Source organism: Castellaniella hirudinis (assembly GCF_047468865.1).
In the GTDB taxonomy this organism is placed as follows: Bacteria; Pseudomonadota; Gammaproteobacteria; order Burkholderiales; family Burkholderiaceae_B; genus Castellaniella; species Castellaniella hirudinis_A.
Window position 1 is genome coordinate 85,841 of record NZ_JBLGTV010000010.1, and the last position, 21,657, is coordinate 107,497.

A 21,657-nucleotide genomic window follows, 5' to 3' on the forward strand; every position below is an offset into this window, starting at 1 on the left:
CCGGGAACGGCCGGGCACGCTGAACACGCACCACCCGGGAACGGCCAGGCACACGGCCCTCGGACAGTACGGGAAAGACCGGATATACGGCCCCCGGAGCCACCCGAGAACAGCCAGTCGGCGCGACGGGCCGTTCAGGTATCATGGCGCCGTTAACCACTGACTGGAATCTTTTGTCATGACCATCCAACGCATCGAACCCGGCCCCCGCATGAGCGGCGCCGTCATCCACGGCAACACGGTATACCTGTCCGGCCAGACGGGCGACGGCGCCGACGTCCAGGCCCAGGCCCGCTCCGCCCTGGCTGCGGTGGACGCCCTGCTGACCCAGGTCGGCAGCAGCAAATCGAAAATCCTGCAAGCCACCATCTGGCTGCGCGACATGGCCGACTTCGCGGCCATGAACACCGTCTGGGAAGCCTGGATCGACCCCGCCAACCCGCCTACCCGCGCCACCGGCGAAGCCCGCCTGGCCACCCCCGACCTGAAATTCGAAGTCATCATCGTCGCCGCCCTGGACTGACCGCCCGCACCACCCCGGCCCCCGTCGACACAGACCACCCCACGCGGCCCGGCGGTCAAGCGGCCGGGGCCAAGAAGCGCTGCGGGAGCCCGCCCCCACAATACGGCCAGCGAAGCCGCCAGAAACGTCACGCTTGTCGGCGGGCGGGCTGACCGGGGCCGAGAAGCACTGCGGGAGCCTACCCCCACAATACGGCCAGCGAAGCCACCAGAAACGTCACGCTTTTCGGCGGTCGGGCGGCCGGGGCCAAGAAGCACTGCGGGAGCTCGCCCTCACAATACGCCCAGCGAGGCCGCCCACAACGTCACTTTTTCCGGCGGTCGGGCTGGCCCAGGCCAAGAAGCACCGTGGGAACCCACCCAATACGCCCAGCGAAGCCGCCAACAACGCCACTTTTTTCGGCTGTCGGGGTGGCCTGGGCCGGGGGGCGCTGTTGGAGCAAACCCCAACATCCTCGGCGAAGCCGCCAAACCGCGACCTGCGCCCCCCGGCCCAGGCCACCCCGACGAGCTTCCCCAAAAAAAACCGCCCCCGGCAACATCCCCCCCAGCGCTCAAACAACCAGCACCTTCCCCGGATTCATCACCCCGTCCGGATCCAACGCCCCCTTGATGCGCCGCATCAGCGCCATCTCCACCGGATCCTTGTACAGCGGCAAGGCATCCCGCTTCAACTGCCCCACCCCGTGCTCGGCGCTGATCGACCCGCCCACCGCATGCACCCGGTCATGCACCAAGGCATATACATCATCCTGGCGCGCCAGCAAAGCCCCCTCGGCCCAATCCGTCCCGCGCGCCACGTTGTAATGCAGGTTGCCATCCCCCAAATGCCCGAAAATCACATTCACAATCCCCGGGAAAGCCGCCTGCAGCGCCACATTGGTGTGCTCGACGAACTCGGCCATGCGCGACACCGGAATCGACACATCGTGCTTGATGCTCTTGCCCATTTCCTTTTCGGCCAGCGGAATACTCTCGCGCAAATGCCACAAAGCATGGCTTTGCGCCATGGATTCGGCAATGACCGCATCCTGCACCTCGCCCGCTTCCAGCGCATCCCCCACCACGACCTCGAAGCGTTCCCGCGCATGGGCCTCGGATTCGCTGTCGGAAATTTCCAGCAGGGCATACCAGGGCAAATCGGCCGACGGCCCATCGAAAGGCAGGCGCTGCTGCGGAAAACAGCGCACCACCGCCTGCAGGCAATTGCCCGCCATCAGCTCGAAGCCCGTCAGCGACGGCCCCAGGCCCGCCCGCGCCCGCCCCAGCACGGCAATCGCCGATGCAATGGAATCCAGCGCCAGCAAGGCCGTGCAGCGCGCCACCGGCAGCGGATGCAGTTTCAAGGTGGCCGCCGTGATGATGCCCAGCGTGCCTTCGCTGCCGATATACAGATCGCGCAGGTCGTAACCCGTATTGTCCTTGCGCAGGCCCCGCAGGCCATGCCAGATGTCGCCCTGGGCCGTGACGACCTCCAGCCCCAGGGTCAGCTCGCGCATGTTGCCATAACGCAACACCTGCGTGCCCCCCGCATTGGTGGCCAGGTTGCCCCCGATCGTGCAGCTGCCCTCGGCGGCCAGGCTCAACGGAAACAGGCGTCCCGCGTCCCGCGCCGCCTGCTGCACCGACTGCAGGATGCAGCCCGCCTCGACATCCATGGTGTCGTTGTCCGTATCAATATGGCGGATCTGGTTCAAGCGCTGCAGCGAAACAATCACCGCCCGCCCCGAATCATCCGGGGTGGCCCCGCCGCACAGCCCGGTATTGCCCCCCTGGGGGATCACCGGCAGCCCGGCCTGGGCACAATAGCGCACCACGGCGGCGACCTCGTCCACATGGGCCGGTCGCACCACGGCCAGCGCCCGCCCCCGGTAGCGTTCCCGCCAATCCACCTCATAACCCTGAGCATCCGCCCCGGTGAGTACCTGCGCCGCGCCCACGACCGCCCGCAATGCATCCAGATGTTCCATAACCCGTTTGTTTCCTATCCAGCCCGCGCCAGCAGGCCAAGCACCATGACAATGTCCCGCACGCGGGACGCGCACCGCCTTGCCGCGCCCACATGACTGCCCGGCAAAAGCAACCCATTTTAATCAGCGATAATAAGCCCTATCGCATCCTGCCTCCTGAAACGAGAACCGCCGTGTCCGACACCCTGCCCGCCGCTGTCTTCAAAGCCTACGATATCCGCGGCACTGTCCCCGACCAATTGAACGATTTTTTCGCCCACCGCCTGGGCCTGGCCCTGGCCGCGCTGGCCCGCCAGGAAGGCGTGCGCAGCCTGGTCGTGGGCCACGACGGGCGGCTCAGTAGCCCCGGCCTGTCCACGGCCCTGCAGGCGGGCCTGCACGCCGGCGGCATCGACACCATCGACGTCGGCCTGGTGCACACCCCCCTGGTGTATTTTGCGGCCCACGAAGACGGCAGCGGCTCCGGGGTAGCCATCACCGGCAGCCACAATCCCCCGGACTACAACGGCTTCAAGATGATGATGGCCGGCCGCACCCTGCACGGGGCCGACATCCAGGCGCTGCGCCAGCGCATGGCCGGCATCCAGCCGCCCGGCGGAATACCGGCCGGGCAAGCCCGCCCCAAGGATCTCATCGACACCTACATCGAACGCATCGCCCACCACATCCGGCTGGCCCGGCCCATGCGCATCGCCATCGACTGCGGCAATGGCGTGGGGGCTGTCGCCGCCGGCCGTCTGTACCGCGCGCTGGGCTGCACGGTGGACGAACGCTACTGCACGGTGGACGGCACCTTTCCCAACCACCACCCGGACCCCGCCGACCCCAGGAACCTGCAGGACCTGATCCACCACCTGCGGGACAGCGATTGCGAAATCGGCCTGGCCTTCGACGGCGACGCCGACCGCCTGGGCGTGGTCACCAAATCCGGCCAGATCATCTGGCCCGACCGCCAGATGGTGCTGTTCGCCCGCGACATTCTTCAGCGCGTGCCGGGCGCCTCCATTATCTTCGACGTCAAGTGCAGCCGCCACCTGGGCCAGGCCATCCGCGAGGCGGGAGGCGTCCCGCTGATGTCGCAGACCGGCCACTCCCTGATCAAGGCCCGCCTGGCCGACACCGGCGCGCCCCTGGCGGGCGAAATGAGCGGCCATCTCTTTTTCAAGGAACGCTGGTACGGCTTCGACGACGGCCTGTATGCCGGCGCCCGCCTGCTGGAAATCCTGTCGCGCAGCGCCGATCCCGGCCACGTGCTGGAAGCCCTGCCCCAGGGGATATCCACGCCCGAACTCAAGCTGCCCATGGCCGAGGGCCAGCCCCATGCCTTCGTGGCCCGGCTGCAGGCCGAAGGCCGGTTTCCCGGGGCGACGGCGCGCATCACCATCGACGGCATCCGGGCCGAATACCCCGATGGTTTCGGCCTGGCCCGGGCGTCCAACACCACCCCCGTGGTGGTGCTGCGCTTTGAAGGCGATACGCCCGCTGCCCTGGCCCGCATCCAGGCCGAATTTCGCGCAGCGCTCCAGGCCCTGCAGCCCGGGCTGGCCCTGCCGTTCTGATTTCCCAAGAACGCCTCGGCCCGACGGCGGGCCGCCGCCGGATTGCCCGATGGACGGCGCAGCACCAGGCCGCGCCGGTCAACGCCCCAACAAGCCGGCGTAAATCACCAGGTGGCCCTGCACGATATTCTGCAGACCATAATCGCGCTCGGCCAAGGCCCGGCCCGCCGCGCCCATGCGCGCCCGCATCGGCGCATCCCCGGCGAGCCGGTCCACGGCATCGGCCAGGGCCCGCGCATCGCGCACCGGCACCAGCAGGCCGCTGACATCCGGTTCGATGGCATCCCGACAACCGGGGACGTCGGTGGTGACCACCGGGCGGCCGCACGCGGCGGCTTCGATCAGGGACTTGGGCAGGCCCTCGCGGTAAGACGGCAGGACGACGATGTGCGCCTGGGCATAAAAGCCCGCCACATCGGCGCACTCTCCCACGTAATCGACAATCCCTTCATCCTGCCAAGCGCGCAATTCGGCGGCCCGCACCGAAGCGGGGTTATCCAGATCCAGACTACCCGCCAGACGCCAACGCAGCTGGCCCCCTCGCGCCGCCGACAAGCGCGCGGCCTCGACGAATTCGCGCACCCCCTTGTCGTGCAACAAGCGCGAGGCCATGGCCACCGTCACCGGCCCTTCCGGCCAGGGGGCCGGGGCGAAGCGATCCAGATCCACCCCCGACCCGCGCAGCATGGCCACCTGGCCGGGCCGCACTGCCCGGGCGGACAACAGCACGTCGCGGTCGGCCGGATTCTGGAAAATCACCCGGCTGTGCGCATGCCCCAGGGCCAGACGATACAGAACCAGCGCCAGGCCCCGCAGCCAGCGGCGCTTGGCGCCGCCCTGGATGAAGACATACCCCAGGCCGGAAATAGCCGCCACATAGGCCGGCACCCGCGCGGCGCGGGCGGCGATCCCGCCGTACAACACCGACTTCAAGGTGACGGCATGCACCAGATCGGGCCGCACGCGCCGGAACAAGCGCCAGATCGCCCACAGGCTGCGGGCTTCCGTCCAGGGCCGCATGCTGGTGCGCGACAAGGGCAAGACATGATGGATCAGCCCCTGGGCTTCCAGCTGGGCCACCGCCGGCCCGCCCATGGACGCCACGTGAACCTCGTACCCCGCATCCCGGGCGGCCAGCGCCACCGGCAAGCGGTGGGACACCAAAAAGGCCGGGTTGGTGATGAAAAACAATAAACGGGGATGGTTTGCCGCGGACGGCAAGCCCAGGCCAGGCGGCCGGGCATCATGGGCCGACGCGCCCCCAGCCACCGGCGGCCATCCCCACCGACCGCCCCGCCGGGGCGCGGTCGGATAATCCCGGGCCAAGCGCCGCCAGACCTGGGCATAGCGATCCGCCATGGCCGGCAAGCCGTAGCGCCGCGCCACCGAAGCCCGCGCCCGTTCGCGCCGCGCCGCCCAGTCCGGCCCCCGCACGGCGGCGATGGCCTGATCCAGGCCCTGCGCCAGGGCCGCCGGGTCGCCCGGCGGGACGACCCAGCCCTCGCCGTCCACGATCTCGGCGGCATCGCCCACGTCCGTGACCACGCAAGCCACCCCGCAGGCCATGGCCTCGGCGACGACATTGGGGAAGCCTTCCGCCTTGCTGGACAGCACATGAATGTCCAGCGCGGGCATCAAGGCCGGGACATCGTCGCGCCGCCCCAGGAAAATCAAGCGCTCCAGCACGCCCAGATCACGCGCCCGGGCCACCAGCGCGGCATTGTCGCGCGACAGGCCCAGGCCGATCAGGACGCAGCGCAGCTGCGGGTGCCGCTGCAGGCTGATCGCCAGGGCCGCCAGCAGGTTGGCATGATCCTTCAGCGGGTTCCAGCGGGCCACGCAGCCCAGCAGCAGCGCGTCATCCGAGACCCCCCACTGGGCGCGGGCGGCGGCCCGGGCGGCGGCATCCGGCTGCCAAAGAGATAGATCGTAGCCATTGGGGATGACCATCAGGCGATCCGCCCGATACCCCCAGCCCTGGTGCACTCGGGCGGCCCGCCGGGCGCAGGCCACGATGACGGCCGGCACCCACCCCGAAAGCCGGGCGCACAGCCAGGCCGCCACCCGCGAGGAGCGGCTGCTTTCGGCCAGGCTGACGCCGGAATTGCGAATCCCCCAGGCCACGGCCCGCACCCCGGCCAGGCGCGCCACGAGGCCGCCCAGCAGGTCGGCATGGTACATCCAGGTCTGAACCACGTCGGGACGCAAGCGCCGCAGGTGACGATACAGGCGCCACAGGCCGCGTGCGCGGCCCCAGGCTCCATGCATGTCCAGGGTGACGACATCCACCCCGGCCGCCCGCAGTGCGCCGCCCAACACACCTTCGCCGGTCATGGAGATCACCGTATGGCGCACGGCCGCCCCCGGTGGGCACGGCGCCGTCGCCAGGCGCTGCAGGACGGTTTCCGCGCCGCCATGCAACAAGCCGGAAATAATATGCGCCACATGCAGCTCGCCGGGCTGAATCGGCGCTACGGCGGCGGCCTCGTCCGCTGCCGGAAGGGCCGCCCGGCCTGGCGGCTGGACGCCCCCCGGGCCAGGCGCCGCGTCCGCCGTCGCCCCGGCCTCCCAGGCGCGATCCCAGGCGGCCAGCACGGCATCCAGGCTGAAGCGCGCCCGCACCGAAGCCGCCCCGGCCCGCCCCCAGGCTTCGCGCTGGGCGGGGCTGGCCCGCATCACGGCCGCCAGCGCCCGCGCCAAGGCGGGTTCGTCGCCCAGGGGCACCAGAGTGGCCAGCCGGCCGTCGAGGGTCAGTTCCGCCGGCCCGGAAGGGCAGTCGGTCGCCACGCAGGGCAAGCCCAGCGCCATGGCTTCCAGCAAGGCATTCGGAAAACCTTCGACGCGCGAGTTCAGGACGAAGGCATGGGCCGCCGCCAGATCGGCCCAAGGCGTCTGGCTGTAGCCAGGCAATTGAATGCGCCCGGCCAGGCCCAGGGCCTCGACCTGCGCCTGGCACGCGGCGCGCTGCGCGCCGTCGCCATGGATCACCAGATCCCAATCGGGATAATCCGCCGCCAGCGTGGCAAACACCGCGATCAGGCGGTCGAATTGCTTGATGGGGCTGAAACGGCCCAAGGCCACCCACCGATACCGCCGACGCTCGGGCGGGCTGTCGCCGGCCGCCGCCGGCCCGGGTGGTTCGTGATCCCGCGCGGCGGGCAAGCCGTCGGGCAGGGGATTGGGGATGGCGACCAGACGGCGCACCCGGGGAGCCACCCGCAACAAGTGCGGCAGGCTGTGCGGGGTTTGCACCACCACCCGCCGGGCCCAGGGGTAGGTCCAACGGCGCAGCCAGCGCAGCGGTTTTTCCAAGTTGACGCTATGGGCCGGGTCGGTGCGCTCGCTGACCACCAGCGGCAGACCCAGGCCGCGCAGGGCCAGCAAGGCGGTGACATTGACGTTGGTCAGAAAGGACAGCACACGATCGGGCCGCAGCGTGCGGGCCAGACGGCGCAAGGCCAACAGTTTGCCGACCGGACGCAGCCAGGCGGGGCCCTGCAGCTGGTCGGCCAACCAGATCAGGCGCACGCGAGAGTCCAGCGTCTGCAGGCACTGGCCGCGCCCGGAATAGCAGCACAGCAAGGTGACCTGGTCGCCCCGCCGCACCCAGGCATTGGCCAGCGTGGCCGCCACCCGCTCGGCCCCGCCGCCATGCAGGGAACTGACGAGAAACAGAATGTGCATTCAGACCAGCCTTTGTCCTTGAAAGATTTGCTGCCACAGCGCCATGATACGCGCCGTGCCGAAGCGGTCGCGCACATCCAGCGCCCGATCCGCATACTGTGCGCGCAGGGCCGGATCGGTCATCAGCGCGGCCAGGTGTCCGGCCAGGGCATCGGCGTCCTGCACAGGCCGCACCAGCACGCCGTCGATGCCGTCGCGGATGATTTCACGCGGGCCGGTATCGCAATCGAAGGCCACGCACGGTAAACCGCCGGCCATGGCTTCCAGCAGGGTGTTGGACAGCCCCTCGGCCCGGGAACTGAGCACATACAGGTCAGCCGCCGCATACCATGCCCCCATATTGCCCACCCGCCCCGGCAGGCTGACACGCGCCCGCAAACCCAGAGTATCGCGCAAGGCCTCCAAGGCTGCCCGTTCCGGGCCTTCTCCCAGGATGGTCAAATCCCAATCGGGGCAGAAATCGGCCAACTGGGCGAAGGCGTGCAGCAGGCAGTCGAAGCCCTTGACGGGATGCAGGCGGCCCACCGCCAGCAGACGCTTGCGGCCGGGCGGCCGGGCGGGCTCGACACGCGGCGCTTCGTCGGCGGGCGGCCAGTGCACGGCATTGGGAATCACCTGCGCCCGCACTCCGGGCACATGCGCATCCAGCCATTGCGCCGACCCCTGGGTCAGGGCGATCACGGCGTGCGCCCGGGGATAGGCCCAGCGCCGCAGGCGCTGCCAGGCGGGCGGCAACGCCTGGATGGGCGGATGGGTGTGCTCGGTGGCGATCACCCGGCAGGGCAGCCCCCGCGCCGCCAGCACCGACAGCACGGATCCGCGCGTCATCATGCCCAGCACCACGGCCGGGCGCTGCCGCCGCAACAAACGGCGCAGCGCCAGAAAACGGCGCAGATTGCCCCATAGCGCCATCCAGGGGCCGCGGCTATCGCCCGCCAGCCCCAGCGCGTGGCGCCGCACGCCCTCGGGCACAGGATAGGCGTCCTGGCCGGCATCGGTCTGGGTGACCAGGCAGACCTGGCAGCCGCGTGCCTGCCAGTAGGCCGCCATGTCCACGGCTACGCGCTCGGCCCCGCCCCCGCGCAGGGAATGAATCACAATCACCAGGTCGGATCGCGCCGGCATCAACGCCCCCCTTTGACCGGCGCGGCATTGGGCGGCACGCGCCAAGCCAGCAATAAATAGCCCATATACGACATCGCATACATCACACTGGTGGCGAGCATGATGCCGGCCACCCCCATCCGGGGGGCCAAGACGGTGTTGAGCACGGCCTTGACCACGAAATTGCCCACGGCGATGGCCGCCATCCAGCCGTAGCGGTTCTGGCTGGCCAGCAACTGCACCAGGATCAGCACACCGAAAAAGAACGGCAGCTGCAACAGCCCCCAGCGCAGCACATGGGCCACCGCCTGGGTGTCCTGCGCAGTAAAAGCGCCGCGCTCGAACAGCAGGCCCACCCCCCAGGGCGCCAGCCACCAGCCCAACAGCACCACGACCACGCCGATGCCCAGCAGGGCGCCCGACCATTTCAGCGCCATGGCGCGCGCGTGGGCGGCATCCCCCCGGCCCTGAATATCCGCCAGCACCGGCAGGGCCGCCCGCCCCACCGACGCGGCCCCCAGGCCGATCAGCAGAGACAGCAGGCGGGCGGCATAGCCCAGTGTGGCATTGGCGTTATTGCCCAGTTCGGCGGCGGTGTACTGGTCGATGGGGCCGACCAGGCTCATCGCCAGCTGCCCCACCAGCATGATGCCGGCGGCGGCGGCCAGGCTGGACCAGGGCGGCGCCCGGCGGCTCAGGCGCAGCCGGGTGGGCACCCCGTCGGCCCGCTGGGCCAGCCGCCGCTGCCACCAGGACTGCAAGGCATAGCCCAGCACCGTCCCCCACAGCAGCGGCATCACCCCGGCCCCCGGCGGCGCGGCCAGCACCCACACCAGGATCATCAAAGCCGGCACGCTGTCCAGCAGCGTATTGATATGGCGTTCGTGGGCGCGCAGGCGAGCCGCGCTCAAGCCGGTCCAGATCGTGCACAGGGCGGCCGGGGCAAAGCCCAGGATCAGCAGGCGCGACATGGAGCGGACGTCTTCCGACAAGCCCTGTCCGGCCACCTGCAACACCATGGGCCAGGCCAATAGCAGGCCGCCCGCCGCCAGCACCCCCAGCGCCAGGGCCCAGGCCTGCAATTCGCCCAGGAACCGGCCATGCGCGCCGGACTCGCCCCGGCGGCTGCGCACCAGGGCGGGAATCAGCACCACCGAGCACGCGCCCACCAGTGTGACGGGCAGCCAGTTGGCCAGGGTCAGGGTGAACTGATAGGCGTCCACCACGTCGCTGACGCCGTAGCGATACGCCACGGCCATTTCCTTGAACGCCCCGACGGCCTTGCCCATCAGCAGGAAAAAGGCTACCCGCGCCGCGCCCAGCGCAATCCGCCGATGATCCGCGTGCAGCGCCGCCAGGCGGCGCTTCAGGGCGGAAATCAACGCAAGAACTGGATATACCAGGGCATGGCGATATCCAGCCCCTGCTGGATGCTGAACTGCGGCCGATAACCCAGAAGATCGCCCGCCTTGCCGACGTCCGCCTGGGAATGGCGCACGTCGCCCGCGCGGAAATCGCCATGGCGCGGCGCCCGGGTATAGACCACCTGATTGCGCGCCAGGGTATCGCGCAGCAGGTCGAACAGCTGGTTCAGGCTGGTGCGCGCATTGAAGGCGACGTTATAGACCTGGTTGCGGCCTTCCGGCCCGGCCAGCGAGGCCAGCAGATTGGCCTGCACGACATTGTCGATGTAGCAGAAATCGCGGCTGGTCTCGCCGTCGCCGTTGATGACGACGTCCTGGTCGAGGATCATGGCGGCCACCCACTTGGGGATCACCGCCGCATAGGCGCCGTCCGGGTCCTGGCGCTGGCCAAAGACATTGAAATAGCGCAGGCCGACCGTCTGGAAGTCATAGGCCCGGGCAAACACCTCGGCGTAGAGTTCATTCACATATTTGGTGACGGCATAGGGCGACAGCGGCTTGCCGATGTGGTCTTCGACCTTGGGCAGGCCGGGGTGGTCGCCATAGGTGGAACTGGACGCGGCATATACGAAGGATTGCACCTGGGCATCGCGCGCCGCCACCAGCATGTTCAGCTGGCCGCCCACGTTGACGGCGTTGGTGGTGAGGGGATCGACCAGGGATCGGGGCACCGACCCCAGCGCCGCCTGGTGCAGGACGTGCCGCACCCCGACCACCGCCTGGCGGCAGGTGTCCAGGTTGCGGATATCGCCCTCGATGAAGCGGAACCGCGCCCATTGCGCGGGATCGACCCGCGCCTGGACTTCGTCCAGATTGTGCTGATAGCCGGTGGAGAAGTCATCCAGCCCCACCACGGTCTGCCCCAGCGCCAGCAGGCTTTCCAGCAGATTGGAACCAATGAAACCGGCGCAGCCCGTGACCAGCCAAGTACGGGGTTGGGCTTGCAATTCGGTGCGCAGGGCTTCGTAGCGTGTCGTCACGGTGCTCTCTTACAGACGTAGATCGGATTGGTTGGCATCCAGCACGTATTTCAGGTCGTACAGGATGTGGTCGGGCTTGCCCAGCGCGCGAATGGCCTCGGCGCCCATCGCGGCGAACTGCTCGTGCGCCACGGCGATGATGATGCCATCATACGCACCCGGGTCGGGCTGTTCCACCGGGGTGATGCCGTATTCGTGCTCGGCCTCGGCGGGATCCACCCAGGGATCGTAGACATCCACGGTAATGCGGTATTCGCCGAGTTCGCGCACGATGTCCACCACCCGGGTGTTGCGCAGATCGGGGCAATTTTCCTTGAAGGTCAGCCCCATCACCAGCACATGCGAGGCCTGCACCTGAATGCGGCGCTGGGTCATGGCCTTGACCAGCTGCGACACCACATACCCCCCCATGGAGTCATTCAGGCGGCGGCCCGCCAGGATGATTTCGGGGTGATAGCCGATGGACTGGGCCTTGTGGGTCAGGTAGTAGGGATCGACCCCGATGCAGTGGCCGCCCACCAGACCGGGCCGGAACGGCAGGAAATTCCATTTGGTGCCGGCGGCCTCCAGCACATCCAGGGTGTCGATGCCCAGGCGGTTGAAGATCAATGCCAGCTCGTTGATCAGGGCGATGTTGACGTCGCGCTGGGTGTTCTCGATGACCTTGGCGGCTTCCGCCACCTTGATGGAAGACGCCTTGTGGGTGCCCGCCGTGATGATCTGGCGATACAGCGTATCGACGAGGTCGGCGGTTTCCGGCGTGGAGCCGGACGTGACCTTGCGGATGGTGGACACCCGGTGCTGCTTGTCGCCCGGATTGATGCGCTCGGGGCTGTAGCCCGCGAAGAAGTCCTCGTTGAACTGCAGGCCCGAGGTTTCTTCGAGCACCGGCACGCAGACTTCCTCGGTGGCCCCCGGATACACCGTGGATTCGTAGATGACGATATCGCCGCGTTTCAACACCCGGCCGATGGTTTCGCTGGCGCGCACCAGGGGAGACAGATCCGGCTGCTTGTAGCGGTCGATGGGGGTGGGCACCGTCACGATGAAGACATTGGCCGCCGCCAGCTCGGCCATGTCGCTGGCATAGCGCAGATAGGCCGCCTGGGCGAGTTCCGCGCCCGAGACCTCCAGCGTGTGGTCGCGGCCGGCGCGCAGTTCTTCGATGCGGCGCACATTGACGTCAAAACCCAGCACTTCGCGCTGCTTGCCGAATTCGACGGCCAGCGGCAGGCCGACATACCCCAGGCCGACAACGGCCAGACGGACGTCTTGAATGTTCATGAAATTCTCCCCGGCAGGCTTGCCGTATTGATCGAAAGCATTTTAATCGCGCCGCCCCCGGCGGCCCAGGGTGGGCAGCAGCAGCCAGCGAGGCCGGCGCCAGGTGACCAGGCGGATGTACAGCCAGATATACACCCCCGCGAACAGCGCCATGCTGAGGCACAGATACCAGGCGTTGTCCCACCAGATGGTGGCGGGCACCAGGCCGATCAGGGCCAGCACCCAAAGGTAGGGGGACGTCATGGCATTGCACAAGGCGGGCACCGCGTGGCGGCTGTCGCGGCTGAAGGTGACCCGCACCAGCCGCCGGAACACCAGTTGGTGCAGGTGCAGGGCATCGGGCTGATCCACCGGCACGCCGCGCTTGAACTTGCGCCGCCAGATGGAAAACAGGGTTTCAAAGACCGGATAGAACAAGACCGCCAGGGCATAGAACGGCGACACCCCGGGGTTGCGCACCACCAGCTGGACGGCGAGTTCGGCCAGCATGAACCCCAGGAAATAGGCTCCGCCATCCCCCAGGAACACCCGTCCGAAGGGAAAGTTCCAGACCAGGAAGCCCAGCGTGGCCGAGGCCAGGGCCGTGGCGATCAGGAAAATGGGGATGTCCTGCACCTGCAGGGCCACCAGGGCCAGCGACACGGCCATCAAGGTGGCGATCATGCCGGCCAGACCATTCATGCCGTCGATGATGTTGAGCGCGTGGGTACAGCCCCCCACAGCCACCATGGTGAACACCAGGGACACCACCGGCCAGTTGGACAACAGGGCATCGGCCCAGGACAGGCCCACGCGCGATACGCCGCCCAATACCCACCAGGCGATCCCCGCCGACACGAAGGCGGCCAGCAGGCGCTTGCCCGAGCCAATGTCCTTGGTGATGTCTTCGAGCAGGCCCGCCACGAACACCGGCAAGGCGGCCACGAACAGGGCGGGCCACAGCCAGGTGAGCGTCATGTTGTGCGGCCCCAGCACCAGCAGCCCGGCCAAGCTGCCGGCCACCACCGCCAGCCCGCCTACCCGCGGGGCGGCGCGCTTGTGCATGGCCTGGGGCTTGTGCATGTCGCTGTCGCCCGTGAAGCGGCCGTGCCAGCGTTCGGACATGACGATCAGCCCGCCCACCATGAAGGCCACCACCCCGATCAAGGGCCAGCTAAACGAAGCAGACAGACTGGCGGTATTCAAGACAATCCCAAATAGGCAAAGCCAGATTATCGGCGATATCTGTAACCCATGCTGTGGCCCCCAGGAAACAATCGTAAAAAAAAAGCCCAAGATCCGAAGATCCTGGGCTAAATCCACCAAAGGAGGAGGGTGGAGGAGACAACCTGGGCATGTCGGGCTACCAGGGCCTGGGGCCCGAGCCATCATGATTTAGGGTTTTCCCGCTGCAATCATGTTTCGACATCCGATAAGCAAATTATATAGGCTAAGTTTGTTGCGATGCAAGATTTTTTTGATGTCAATAGATGACAGCCATAGGTTTGTTGTGTTTTTGACACGCCCTAGGGTAATCCTTAGCTCCTATTCGATCAAATCCGGTAGGCCGTGGTGGTCATGATGCGCGACATCAGGCGCATGGCGCCCCGCACGGGCGCTGGCAAGGGCGCCGCCCCGTGATCTTCTGCCGTGGTGCGGTGACCGATTTCGTCGTCGCGCATCTGGGTGACGACCTGGCGCGAGCGACGGTCTTGTTCCGGCAGCGCCGCCAGGTGGCCGTCCAGGTGTTCTTCGACCTGGCGCTCGGTTTCGGCCATGAAGCCCAGGTTATAGGGAATGCCCGCCCGGCTGGCCAGCAGACCCAGGCCAAACGACCCGGCATACCACAGGGGATTCAATAGGCTGGGCCGGTCGTGGAGCTCGTCCAGGCGCTGACGGCACCAGGCCAGGTGATCGACTTCCTCGGCGGCGGCCTGCAGCAGCACCTGGCGGATGCGTTCGTCCTTGCACAGCAGGGCCTGACCGCGATACAAGGCCTGGGCGCAGATTTCGCCCACATGGTTGACCCGCATCAGCCCCGCCACATGCCGCGCCTCGGGATCGGACAAGACCGGATCGTCGGCCCGGGCCGCGCCGGCGGGGTACGGGCGGTCGTGCGCCACCGTGCCGTCCAGCACTTGCAGAGCGCGTCCGACCTCGGCCAGCAGGGCGTCCAAAGGCCCTGAGCGACGTTGCCACGACTGCGGATGAGATTGGACCGCATGATCCATGATGACCCCCTTATCGGTTCAAGAAACGCCAGATCGGCTTGATTGACGCAATCAACCAGCATGAGGGTAACACGATGGCCAGCACGACCAGCCCGCGGCCGGCCCAGTCCTGGTCGTCCTGCAGATAGGCATTGCACAGACGGATGGGCTGATCCAGGTAGACCATGCCGACAATCGCGCTCATCCAGCAGAAATTGCCCAGGAAAAACAGCTTGATGACCACGTTGGCCCGCCGCACGGACGAGCGCAATATCCAACCGCACAGGGGCAGGCCCAGATACTTGAACGCAGCCACTCGCCAGTCCACCAGCGCATCGTCCAGTGCCTTGGGAATCATCCAGCCCGCCCCGACCAGGCTGACCAGCAGCAGGCCGGGGATGCCATAGGCGTTATAGGACCAGCGGATGCGCCGCCCGGAAGTGGGCCGCCACATCAGATCGGGCTGGCCTTGCTGCGCCCGGCGGCGGCTGATGGCCGCCGAAGTCCGGTGCGCGGGCCGGGTGATGCACCAGGCATGCCAGGCTTGCTCGGCCAATACCCCGGCCAGCGTCAACAAGGGAATCTGCACCAGCATGTGCAGGCTCATCAAGGCGGTCAAAGGCCCGCGCAGGCCCAGCGCCACAGCCAGGCAGATCAGGGACAGCGCCAGGGAGGCCACGCCGACGGCAGCCGGGCCGCGCCACGCGGGCCGCGCCGAAGCGGGGGGCGGCACACGGCCAGCCGGCGCATGCATCCCGACGGTGGCGTCCGGCGCGGGCCCCGCGTCCGGCGCAACATGCGGCGCCTTCATGACGGCCCCTCGGAAACCGCCGGACGGGGCGAATCGGCCAGCGCCTGGGCGGTCTTCAAGGCCAGGCCGGGCTCGTCCAGATCGAAGATGCGCACCAGCCGGCCATCCGGCGTGACCAGATGCAAGGCGGCATTGTGTTCGAATTCGCCCAGCGGCGCAGGCACGACGACGAGACCGAATTGATCCAGCAGGGCCTGGCGCGAATCGGCCTCAGTCAGGGTCAGAAACTGCCAGATGCCCGGGTCGGCCCCCATGCGCGCGCCATAGCGCGCCAGATCGTCGGCCCGGTCGCGCGCATCGAAGCTCAGGCTGATCAAGCGGATTTTGTCTTGCAGGCCCTCCGCACGGATGGCTTGCTGAAGCTGTTCGGTCAGCGACCCCTGGGCAAGGCACAGGGCATTGCAGCGCGTATAGAAGAAATTGACGATGGCGACCCGGCCATCGCGCCGCAGGTCTTGTTGCAGCGGCAAAACGCCGCCCGCCGCATCCAGCACCCGGACGGGCGGCAAGACCTGGGGCCGCGCCGCGATGGCCTGGCGGCGGGCGGTTTCGGCGGTCAGGGCGGTAAAGCCGCTGGTCAGGCCATACAGTGCCCCGACACCCGCCACCAGGGAAAGCACCAGCGCGAAAACCCACCGCATGACATCCGCAATGCCTTATTGCTGACCCAGCAGGGGACGCAGATCTTCGTCGCCTTTCCAGGGCGTGGTCTGATCCTTGGAAGCCTCGCGAATCTGGGCCACCAACTGGGCATCGACCGCCGAGGCGGTATTGCCGAAACTGCTGCGGACATGGGTCACGATGGCGGCGACTTCCTCATCGGAGAACTTATCCTGGAAGTGCGGCATTTCGCCGTTGTACTGGGCGCCTTCGACCGTGAGCGGGCCATGGATGCCATGCAACACGATGCGCACCATGACACTGCCATCGCCATCATCCACCCATTCGGATTTGGACAGCGGGGGGAAAACCCCGGGCACGCCCGCCCCATTGGCCTGGTGACAGGCGACACAATTGGCGGTATACAGCTGGCCGCCATCGGCGCTGACCGGCACCATGAAGTCGGCGGCGATACGATCGTCGCCCACCGACGGCGGCATGGGCGTATACGTGCTGTACAAATGCCAGACGGCCCACAGCAACAGGGCGCCGATGATGCCCAGCACGACCCAGGGAATCGGGTGATTGCCCTCGTAGGGTTCAGGCTGCTCGCGGCGCTGCTGTGTAAATTTCTTATTACTCATTTGCGGCTCCTTCGGCGGCTGGTTCCAGCTGATCTTTTACCGTCGTGGGCAAGGTCGCATCGGGATGAACCGGATACGTGTGATTCAGGCCGATCAGGTAATCCACCAGCGCCAGGGCATCCGGCGTGGCGACGACGACCTGACCATTGGGCGGCGCATAGCTGGGCGGCAGATTCACCACCTTATCGCCTGGATCGGCTTTGTCCTTGAGCTCGAACATAAAGGGGAAGGCGGGCATATTGCTGCCCGGGGTATAGGCCCGCGGCTGGTACAGGTGGCCCAGGTTCCAGTCGACGCTGGGCTGGCGCGCCCCGATGTTGAACAGATCGGGCCCGGTGCGCATGGTGCCCAGCAAATGCGGGTGATCATAGTAATAATCGCCCGCCACGGGCGCGCGTCCCCACCCGCGTTGGAAATCGGGGGCGAAGGACTGGCTGCGCGGCTGCTGCGAATGGCAGTAGACACAGCCCATTTCGATGTAGACCTGGCGGCCGCGCAGCTGCTGCTCGGTGTAGGGCTTGAGCCCCGGGGACGGCTGAACCGTCTGGAGCTGCAAATAGGGCACCACCACCAGGGTGGCCGTGGCCAGGGCGAGAGTGACCATCGCCCCGCTAAGGAGTTTGTATTCGCTTTCCATGATCAGGCACCTGCAATCGCCTGAACTTCAGGCTGAGACGAACGGGTATGCAACAGGGCGGGGCCCACGCGATGGGCGCCGTGGCGCAAGGCCATTGCAACGAAGTGCGCCGCGAACACCAGGTGACCCAGGGTCATCATGGTGCCGCCCAGGGAACGGGCTTCAAGATACGGCATGGTGACCAGCACCGAATCCATGAACGGCTTGGTGGCATCCAGCATAGCCAGGCCCTGCAGCCAGCCGCCGATGGACAGGCCGACGAAATACACGCCGATGCCCAGCGTCACCAGCCAGAAGTGCAGGCTGATGAGCTTGGGGTAAGGCCACTCCCAGGACATGACGCGCGGCATGACGAAGTAAATGGCGCCGAACATGACGATGGAGAAGAAGGCATACAGCCCCAGGTGGGCGTGGGCCACGGTGAAGTGCGTGAAGTGCGCCACCTGGCTGACCGAGCGCAGGGCTTCGAGGGAACCTTCGAAGGAGCTGAGGGTGTACATCATGGCCCCGACGACGATGAAGCGCAGCGTGGGCGAATAATACATGGTCTTGAAGTGGCCGCGCATGGTGAGGTGCTGGTTGACCGAGAAGGCCAGCACCGGGATGATCATCATCATGGACTGCACGATGGACAGGGAGATCAGCCAGTGCGGCACGGGACCGCCCACCAGGTGGTGGCCGCCGACCTGGCCGTAGAAAAAGGCCAGCGCCCAGAAACCGATGAGCGACAGGTTATAGGACTGGATGGGCCGGCCGATGATCTTCGGCAAGAAGTAATACACCGTGGCCAGGGCGATGGGGGTGTAGTACAGCCCCAGCACGTTGTGGCCGAACCACCAGTTCATGGCGGCCTGTTCGACCCCGAAGTGCACCCCGGGCACCTTGCCCACCAGGTACAGCACCGGGAACCAGAACAGGGCGGCCCCCATGTACCAGATGGACACGTACAGGTGATCGACCTTGCGGTTGCGCAGCGTGAACACCAGCGGAAACGCGATGCAGGCGCCGCCCAGGACGATCAGGATGCTGATCTGCCAGGGGACTTCGAGCCATTCGAGGCCATCGTTGATCCCCATGGCGATCGCGCCCAGCCCCGCCAGCAGGCCGGTGTTCCAGAGCACACAGCCCAGCAGGGCATAGCGGCCGCCGTACAGGCGGGTCTTGAGCAGGCGGGGCAGCACCCAGATGGCGATCCCGAAAGCCGCCATGGGGCACCAGCCGTAGGCCACCATGTTCAGGTGCAGCGTGCGCGTGCGGCCAAACGTCAGCCAGGCGTATTCGGTGAGGAATTCGGGGTTGTGCAGCTTGATGGAGCTGATCAGGCCAAAGGTGGAGGCCGCCACCAGCCAGACAATCGCACAGCTCAGGAACACGAAGGTGACGAAGGCCGTGGATTGGTCGGCCTCCATGCGCTCGGCGAGTTCGACTTTGAGCTTGTCGGCCAGGGAGGGATCGATCACGGCCTTGCCGCCATCGGTGACAACCTGCTGCAGGCCGGCCCGCTGCTCGGGCGTGGCGGACGGGTCTTCGACGTGGCCGATCTCGCCCGTCGAAAAAATGACCCCTGCCGCTGCGGGGTTGTCGTCGAACAGGTTCCGCCGCAGAGACCAGATAAAAATACCCAGCCCGGTGACGGACAATATGAAGGTCATGAGTAATACGGTGACGGTATCCACAGCGCTTCCAGTGAAGGACAATCAAAGGCCACGCACAGGCAAAATCCATGCGGTGGTAACCCGGAATTGTAGCGTTAGTTTTGATCTATGATAAATCTGACACCTTAAACCAGACTGAAAAGCCCCCATCGACCAGGGGCCTTTCCAGGATTCTCCTCTCCTTTCCCCTGGCAAAAGACTAGGGAAAACACTTAATATGACGGATTGACAGACAAAAGGACGACACCATGGAATGCACCCTGGATTGGCAAGGCCCGGAAGGCATGCTGTTTGTTTCCCGCACCGGCAGCGGCCATGTGCTGGCCATGGACGGCGCGCCGGACGGCGGCGGCCAGAACCTGGCCCCCCGGCCCATGGAAACCCTGCTGACCGGGGCGGGCGGCTGCGCGGCCTATGACGTCGTGCTGATCCTCAAGCGCGGGCGCCATGCCATTACCGGCTGCCAGGTCAAGCTGACCGGCCAGCGCGCGGACACCGACCCCAAGGTCTTTACCCGTATCCACTTCGAATTCCGGGTCACCGGCAAGAACCTGCCCCCGGCAGCGGTCGAGCGCGCCGTGCAGCTGTCGCACACCAAGTATTGTTCCGCCGTGGCGATGCTGGAAAAAACCGCCGAAATCACGCATGCGATCACCCTGATCGACGCATGACCCCTCCCGCGCGGACCAAGAAAACACGCCGCACCCGGAAAACTGCGCCGCACCCGGAAAAAACCCGGCGCGGGCCGGGACTGCCCTACACCGCCATCGGGGCGGTCAGCGGCGGGTGATGCTGGTAGCCTTCCAGCGAAAAATCGGCCGGCTCGACGCGCGCCAGCCATTCGGGCTGCAACACCCCGGTTTCGGCATAAGCCGGGATACGCTCAGAGAGCCGCAGCCGCGGGGCCGGGTACGGCGCCCGGCGCAGTTGTTCACGCAACATCTCGACGTGGGTTTCGTAGATGTGCGCATCGCCGATGAAATAAGTGAACCAGCGCGGCCGGTAGCCGGTCAGACGGGCCACCAGATGCAACAGCGCCGCGCCTTCCGCCAGGTTGAACGGGGTGCCCAGGCCCACGTCGTTGCTGCGCACGTACAGGCACAAAGACACTTCACCCGTCCCCGGGTTGGCCAGAAACTGGTACAGCAGGTGGCAGGGCGGCAAGGCCATTTCTTCCAGTTGCGCCCAGTTCCAGCCATGAAACAGGATGCGCCGGCTGCCGGGATCGTGAATCAGGGCATCCAGGCAACGGCGCAGTTGGTCGATGGGTTTGTACAGCAGCACGCAGGCCTGGCCCTGGTCTTGCACCGGCCCGACCAAGCGATACCCATCGGCCTGGGCGGCCTGGATACGCGCCTCCCCGCCAGCCGGCAGCAACTTGTAGGCGGGCCACTGGCGCCACTGCACGCCATACACCGGCCCCAGGTCGTCCAGCCCATCGCGCCAGGGGCTGTCCAGCCAGGCCTGGTTTTCGTTGGCGTTCTGATCCCATACGCGGCAGCCCAGCCGGCGAAAATCCGCCGCGCTGTCGGCCCCCCGCAAAAACCCCACGAGTTCGCCGATGGCCGACTTGAACGCCAGACGCTTGGTGGTGACGGCGGGGAATCCCTCTTGTAGATCGAACCGCAGGCTTGCGCCCGGCAGACTGAGCGTGCGCACGCCGGTGCGGTTCTCCTGCCAGGCGCCCTGGTCGAAAATGGACTGCACGAGATCCAGGTAGGCTTGCATGCCGATGGCTTCCAGTTGAAGAAGAAAGAATGGGCGGCGGGGCTCAGGCGGCGCGCTCCAGCACCCGGCGGGCGCGCTCGATCAGGGCCAGATCCACCATCCGGCCATCCAGCCGGAAGGCGTATTCGCCGGTCTGATCGGCGTGATCCACCACACGCCGCGCCCAATCCAGTTCTTCCGGCAAAGGCCGGTACACCTGATGCACCACCGGCACTTGCTTGGGATGAATGCACAGCATGCCGCCAAACCCCATGTCGCGCGCCAATTCAGCCGAACGGGTCAGGCCGCCGGTATCGGAAAAGTCCGCGTAAACCGTGTCCAGCGGGTCGGCCAGGCCATGCATGCGGCTGGCCTGCAAAATCTGAAAGCGGATCTGATCCAGGATGCGGCCCCCGCCTTCGGTATGGGGCCGCGCGCCGAATTCGACCATCAGATCCAGAATGCCGAAAGTCAGGCGCACCACCCCGTTGGCGGCCGCGATCCGATCCAGCACCCGCAAGCCGGAGGCGGATTCGATGGCGGGCATCAGGGGCTTGCCCGCCCCCGAAACGATATAGACGTGATCCGCCGTCTGCGCCTTGGGCAGGACGATGCCCGCCACCGAAGGCAAGGCGCGGCACACCGCCAGGTCGTCCTCGAACCAGGCCGTGGTGCCGTCATTGATGCGCACCCACAAGGCTTCGTCGGGGTGGGCGGCGGCATAATTGGCCAGCGCATCGCGGCCTGCGGATTTGGCCTCCGGGGCGACGGCGTCTTCAAGGTCGATGATGACGGCGTCCGCCCCACTGGCCACCGCCTTGGCGAAACGATCCGGCCGGCTGGCCGGCACGAACAGGGCACTGCGCATCAGGGTCTTGTGCATGACG

General features: G+C 66.8%; 18 protein-coding genes and 2 pseudogenes. 3 read left to right on the plus strand and 17 right to left on the minus strand.

The genetic code is table 11. The features are described from left to right. The first annotated feature begins 178 nt into the window (after positions 1-178). Positions 179-523, plus strand: coding sequence for a RidA family protein (locus ACMHYJ_RS12470; RefSeq protein ID WP_414246499.1), 345 nt, complete (start codon positions 179-181; stop codon positions 521-523). Between the two features lie 553 nt (positions 524-1,076). Here ACMHYJ_RS12470 and ACMHYJ_RS12475 read toward each other — a convergent pair. Beyond that, positions 1,077-2,492, minus strand: coding sequence for an FAD-binding oxidoreductase (locus tag ACMHYJ_RS12475; RefSeq protein ID WP_414246500.1), 1,416 nt, complete (start codon positions 2,490-2,492; stop codon positions 1,077-1,079). 173 nt (positions 2,493-2,665) lie between these two features. Here ACMHYJ_RS12475 and ACMHYJ_RS12480 point away from each other — a divergent pair, with 173 nt between their 5' ends. Beyond that, positions 2,666-4,051: a phosphomannomutase/phosphoglucomutase gene (locus tag ACMHYJ_RS12480; RefSeq protein WP_414246501.1), complete on the plus strand. Its 1,386-nt coding sequence runs from the start codon at positions 2,666-2,668 to the stop codon at positions 4,049-4,051. 78 nt (positions 4,052-4,129) lie between these two features. On the opposite strand, the gene ACMHYJ_RS12485 is transcribed toward ACMHYJ_RS12480, so the two are convergent. The 14 genes and pseudogenes from ACMHYJ_RS12485 to ACMHYJ_RS12550 all read right to left on the minus strand — a co-directional run bounded on the left by ACMHYJ_RS12485 (position 4,130) and on the right by ACMHYJ_RS12550 (position 19,084). Beyond that, positions 4,130-5,272 carry a glycosyltransferase family 4 protein gene (locus ACMHYJ_RS12485; RefSeq protein WP_414246528.1) on the minus strand — a complete coding sequence of 381 codons (1,143 nt, stop codon included), beginning with the start codon at positions 5,270-5,272 and terminating at the stop codon, positions 4,130-4,132. 231 nt (positions 5,273-5,503) lie between these two features. Then, positions 5,504-6,496 (minus strand): annotated as a pseudogene (locus ACMHYJ_RS12490) (glycosyltransferase); the annotation flags it as partial. Positions 6,497-6,607: 111 nt separating this feature from the next. Then, positions 6,608-7,735: pseudogene (locus ACMHYJ_RS12495) on the minus strand (glycosyltransferase family 4 protein); the annotation flags it as partial. After that, positions 7,736-8,860 carry a glycosyltransferase family 4 protein gene (locus ACMHYJ_RS12500; RefSeq protein WP_414246502.1) on the minus strand — a complete coding sequence of 375 codons (1,125 nt, stop codon included), beginning with the start codon at positions 8,858-8,860 and terminating at the stop codon, positions 7,736-7,738. Continuing rightward, entirely contained in the window at positions 8,860-10,218 is a 1,359-nt protein-coding gene (murJ, locus tag ACMHYJ_RS12505; RefSeq protein ID WP_414246529.1) for a murein biosynthesis integral membrane protein MurJ, read from the minus strand. Before murJ ends, ACMHYJ_RS12500 begins: the two co-directional genes overlap by 1 nt. Next, entirely contained in the window at positions 10,218-11,243 is a 1,026-nt protein-coding gene (locus tag ACMHYJ_RS12510) for an SDR family oxidoreductase (protein ID WP_414246503.1), read from the minus strand. The genes murJ and ACMHYJ_RS12510 overlap by 1 nt, the downstream gene beginning before the upstream one ends. A 9-nt stretch (positions 11,244-11,252) precedes the next feature. Beyond that, a complete protein-coding gene (gene tviB, locus ACMHYJ_RS12515) occupies positions 11,253-12,527 on the minus strand; it encodes a Vi polysaccharide biosynthesis UDP-N-acetylglucosamine C-6 dehydrogenase TviB (protein WP_414246504.1) in 1,275 nt (424 codons plus the stop codon). A 42-nt stretch (positions 12,528-12,569) separates the two neighbouring features. Then, the gene (locus ACMHYJ_RS12520) at positions 12,570-13,652 is read right to left on the minus strand and encodes an MraY family glycosyltransferase (protein ID WP_414246530.1); all 1,083 of its coding nucleotides are present in this window, start codon (positions 13,650-13,652) and stop codon (positions 12,570-12,572) included. Positions 13,653-14,059: 407 nt separating this feature from the next. After that, complete coding sequence (coq7, locus tag ACMHYJ_RS12525; RefSeq protein WP_414246505.1) at positions 14,060-14,737, minus strand: 2-polyprenyl-3-methyl-6-methoxy-1,4-benzoquinone monooxygenase; 678 nt, start codon at positions 14,735-14,737, stop codon at positions 14,060-14,062. A gap of 10 nt (positions 14,738-14,747) precedes the next feature. Then, a complete protein-coding gene (locus ACMHYJ_RS12530; protein WP_414246506.1) occupies positions 14,748-15,527 on the minus strand; it encodes a hypothetical protein in 780 nt (259 codons plus the stop codon). After that, positions 15,524-16,168: an SCO family protein gene (locus ACMHYJ_RS12535; RefSeq protein ID WP_414246507.1), complete on the minus strand. Its 645-nt coding sequence runs from the start codon at positions 16,166-16,168 to the stop codon at positions 15,524-15,526. The genes ACMHYJ_RS12530 and ACMHYJ_RS12535 overlap by 4 nt, the downstream gene beginning before the upstream one ends. Before the next feature lie 15 nt (positions 16,169-16,183). Next, positions 16,184-16,771: a c-type cytochrome gene (locus tag ACMHYJ_RS12540; RefSeq protein WP_414246508.1), complete on the minus strand. Its 588-nt coding sequence runs from the start codon at positions 16,769-16,771 to the stop codon at positions 16,184-16,186. Continuing rightward, positions 16,764-17,408, minus strand: a complete 645-nt coding sequence (locus tag ACMHYJ_RS12545) for a cbb3-type cytochrome c oxidase subunit II (protein WP_414246509.1) — start codon at positions 17,406-17,408, stop codon at positions 16,764-16,766. The genes ACMHYJ_RS12540 and ACMHYJ_RS12545 overlap by 8 nt, the downstream gene beginning before the upstream one ends. Before the next feature lie 2 nt (positions 17,409-17,410). Next, positions 17,411-19,084 (minus strand): cbb3-type cytochrome c oxidase subunit I, encoded by a 1,674-nt coding sequence (locus tag ACMHYJ_RS12550; RefSeq protein ID WP_414246510.1) that lies wholly within the window; start codon positions 19,082-19,084, stop codon positions 17,411-17,413. Between the two features lie 227 nt (positions 19,085-19,311). Here ACMHYJ_RS12550 and ACMHYJ_RS12555 point away from each other — a divergent pair, with 227 nt between their 5' ends. Continuing rightward, positions 19,312-19,734: an OsmC family protein gene (locus ACMHYJ_RS12555; protein ID WP_414246511.1), complete on the plus strand. Its 423-nt coding sequence runs from the start codon at positions 19,312-19,314 to the stop codon at positions 19,732-19,734. An 85-nt stretch (positions 19,735-19,819) separates the two neighbouring features. On the opposite strand, the gene ACMHYJ_RS12560 is transcribed toward ACMHYJ_RS12555, so the two are convergent. Both ACMHYJ_RS12560 and ACMHYJ_RS12565 read right to left on the minus strand, forming a co-directional pair. Further along, a complete protein-coding gene (locus tag ACMHYJ_RS12560; RefSeq protein WP_414246512.1) occupies positions 19,820-20,791 on the minus strand; it encodes a thymidylate synthase in 972 nt (323 codons plus the stop codon). 43 nt (positions 20,792-20,834) lie between these two features. Next, positions 20,835-21,653 carry an HpcH/HpaI aldolase/citrate lyase family protein gene (locus tag ACMHYJ_RS12565; protein ID WP_414246513.1) on the minus strand — a complete coding sequence of 273 codons (819 nt, stop codon included), beginning with the start codon at positions 21,651-21,653 and terminating at the stop codon, positions 20,835-20,837. Between the last annotated feature and the right edge of the window lie 4 nt (positions 21,654-21,657).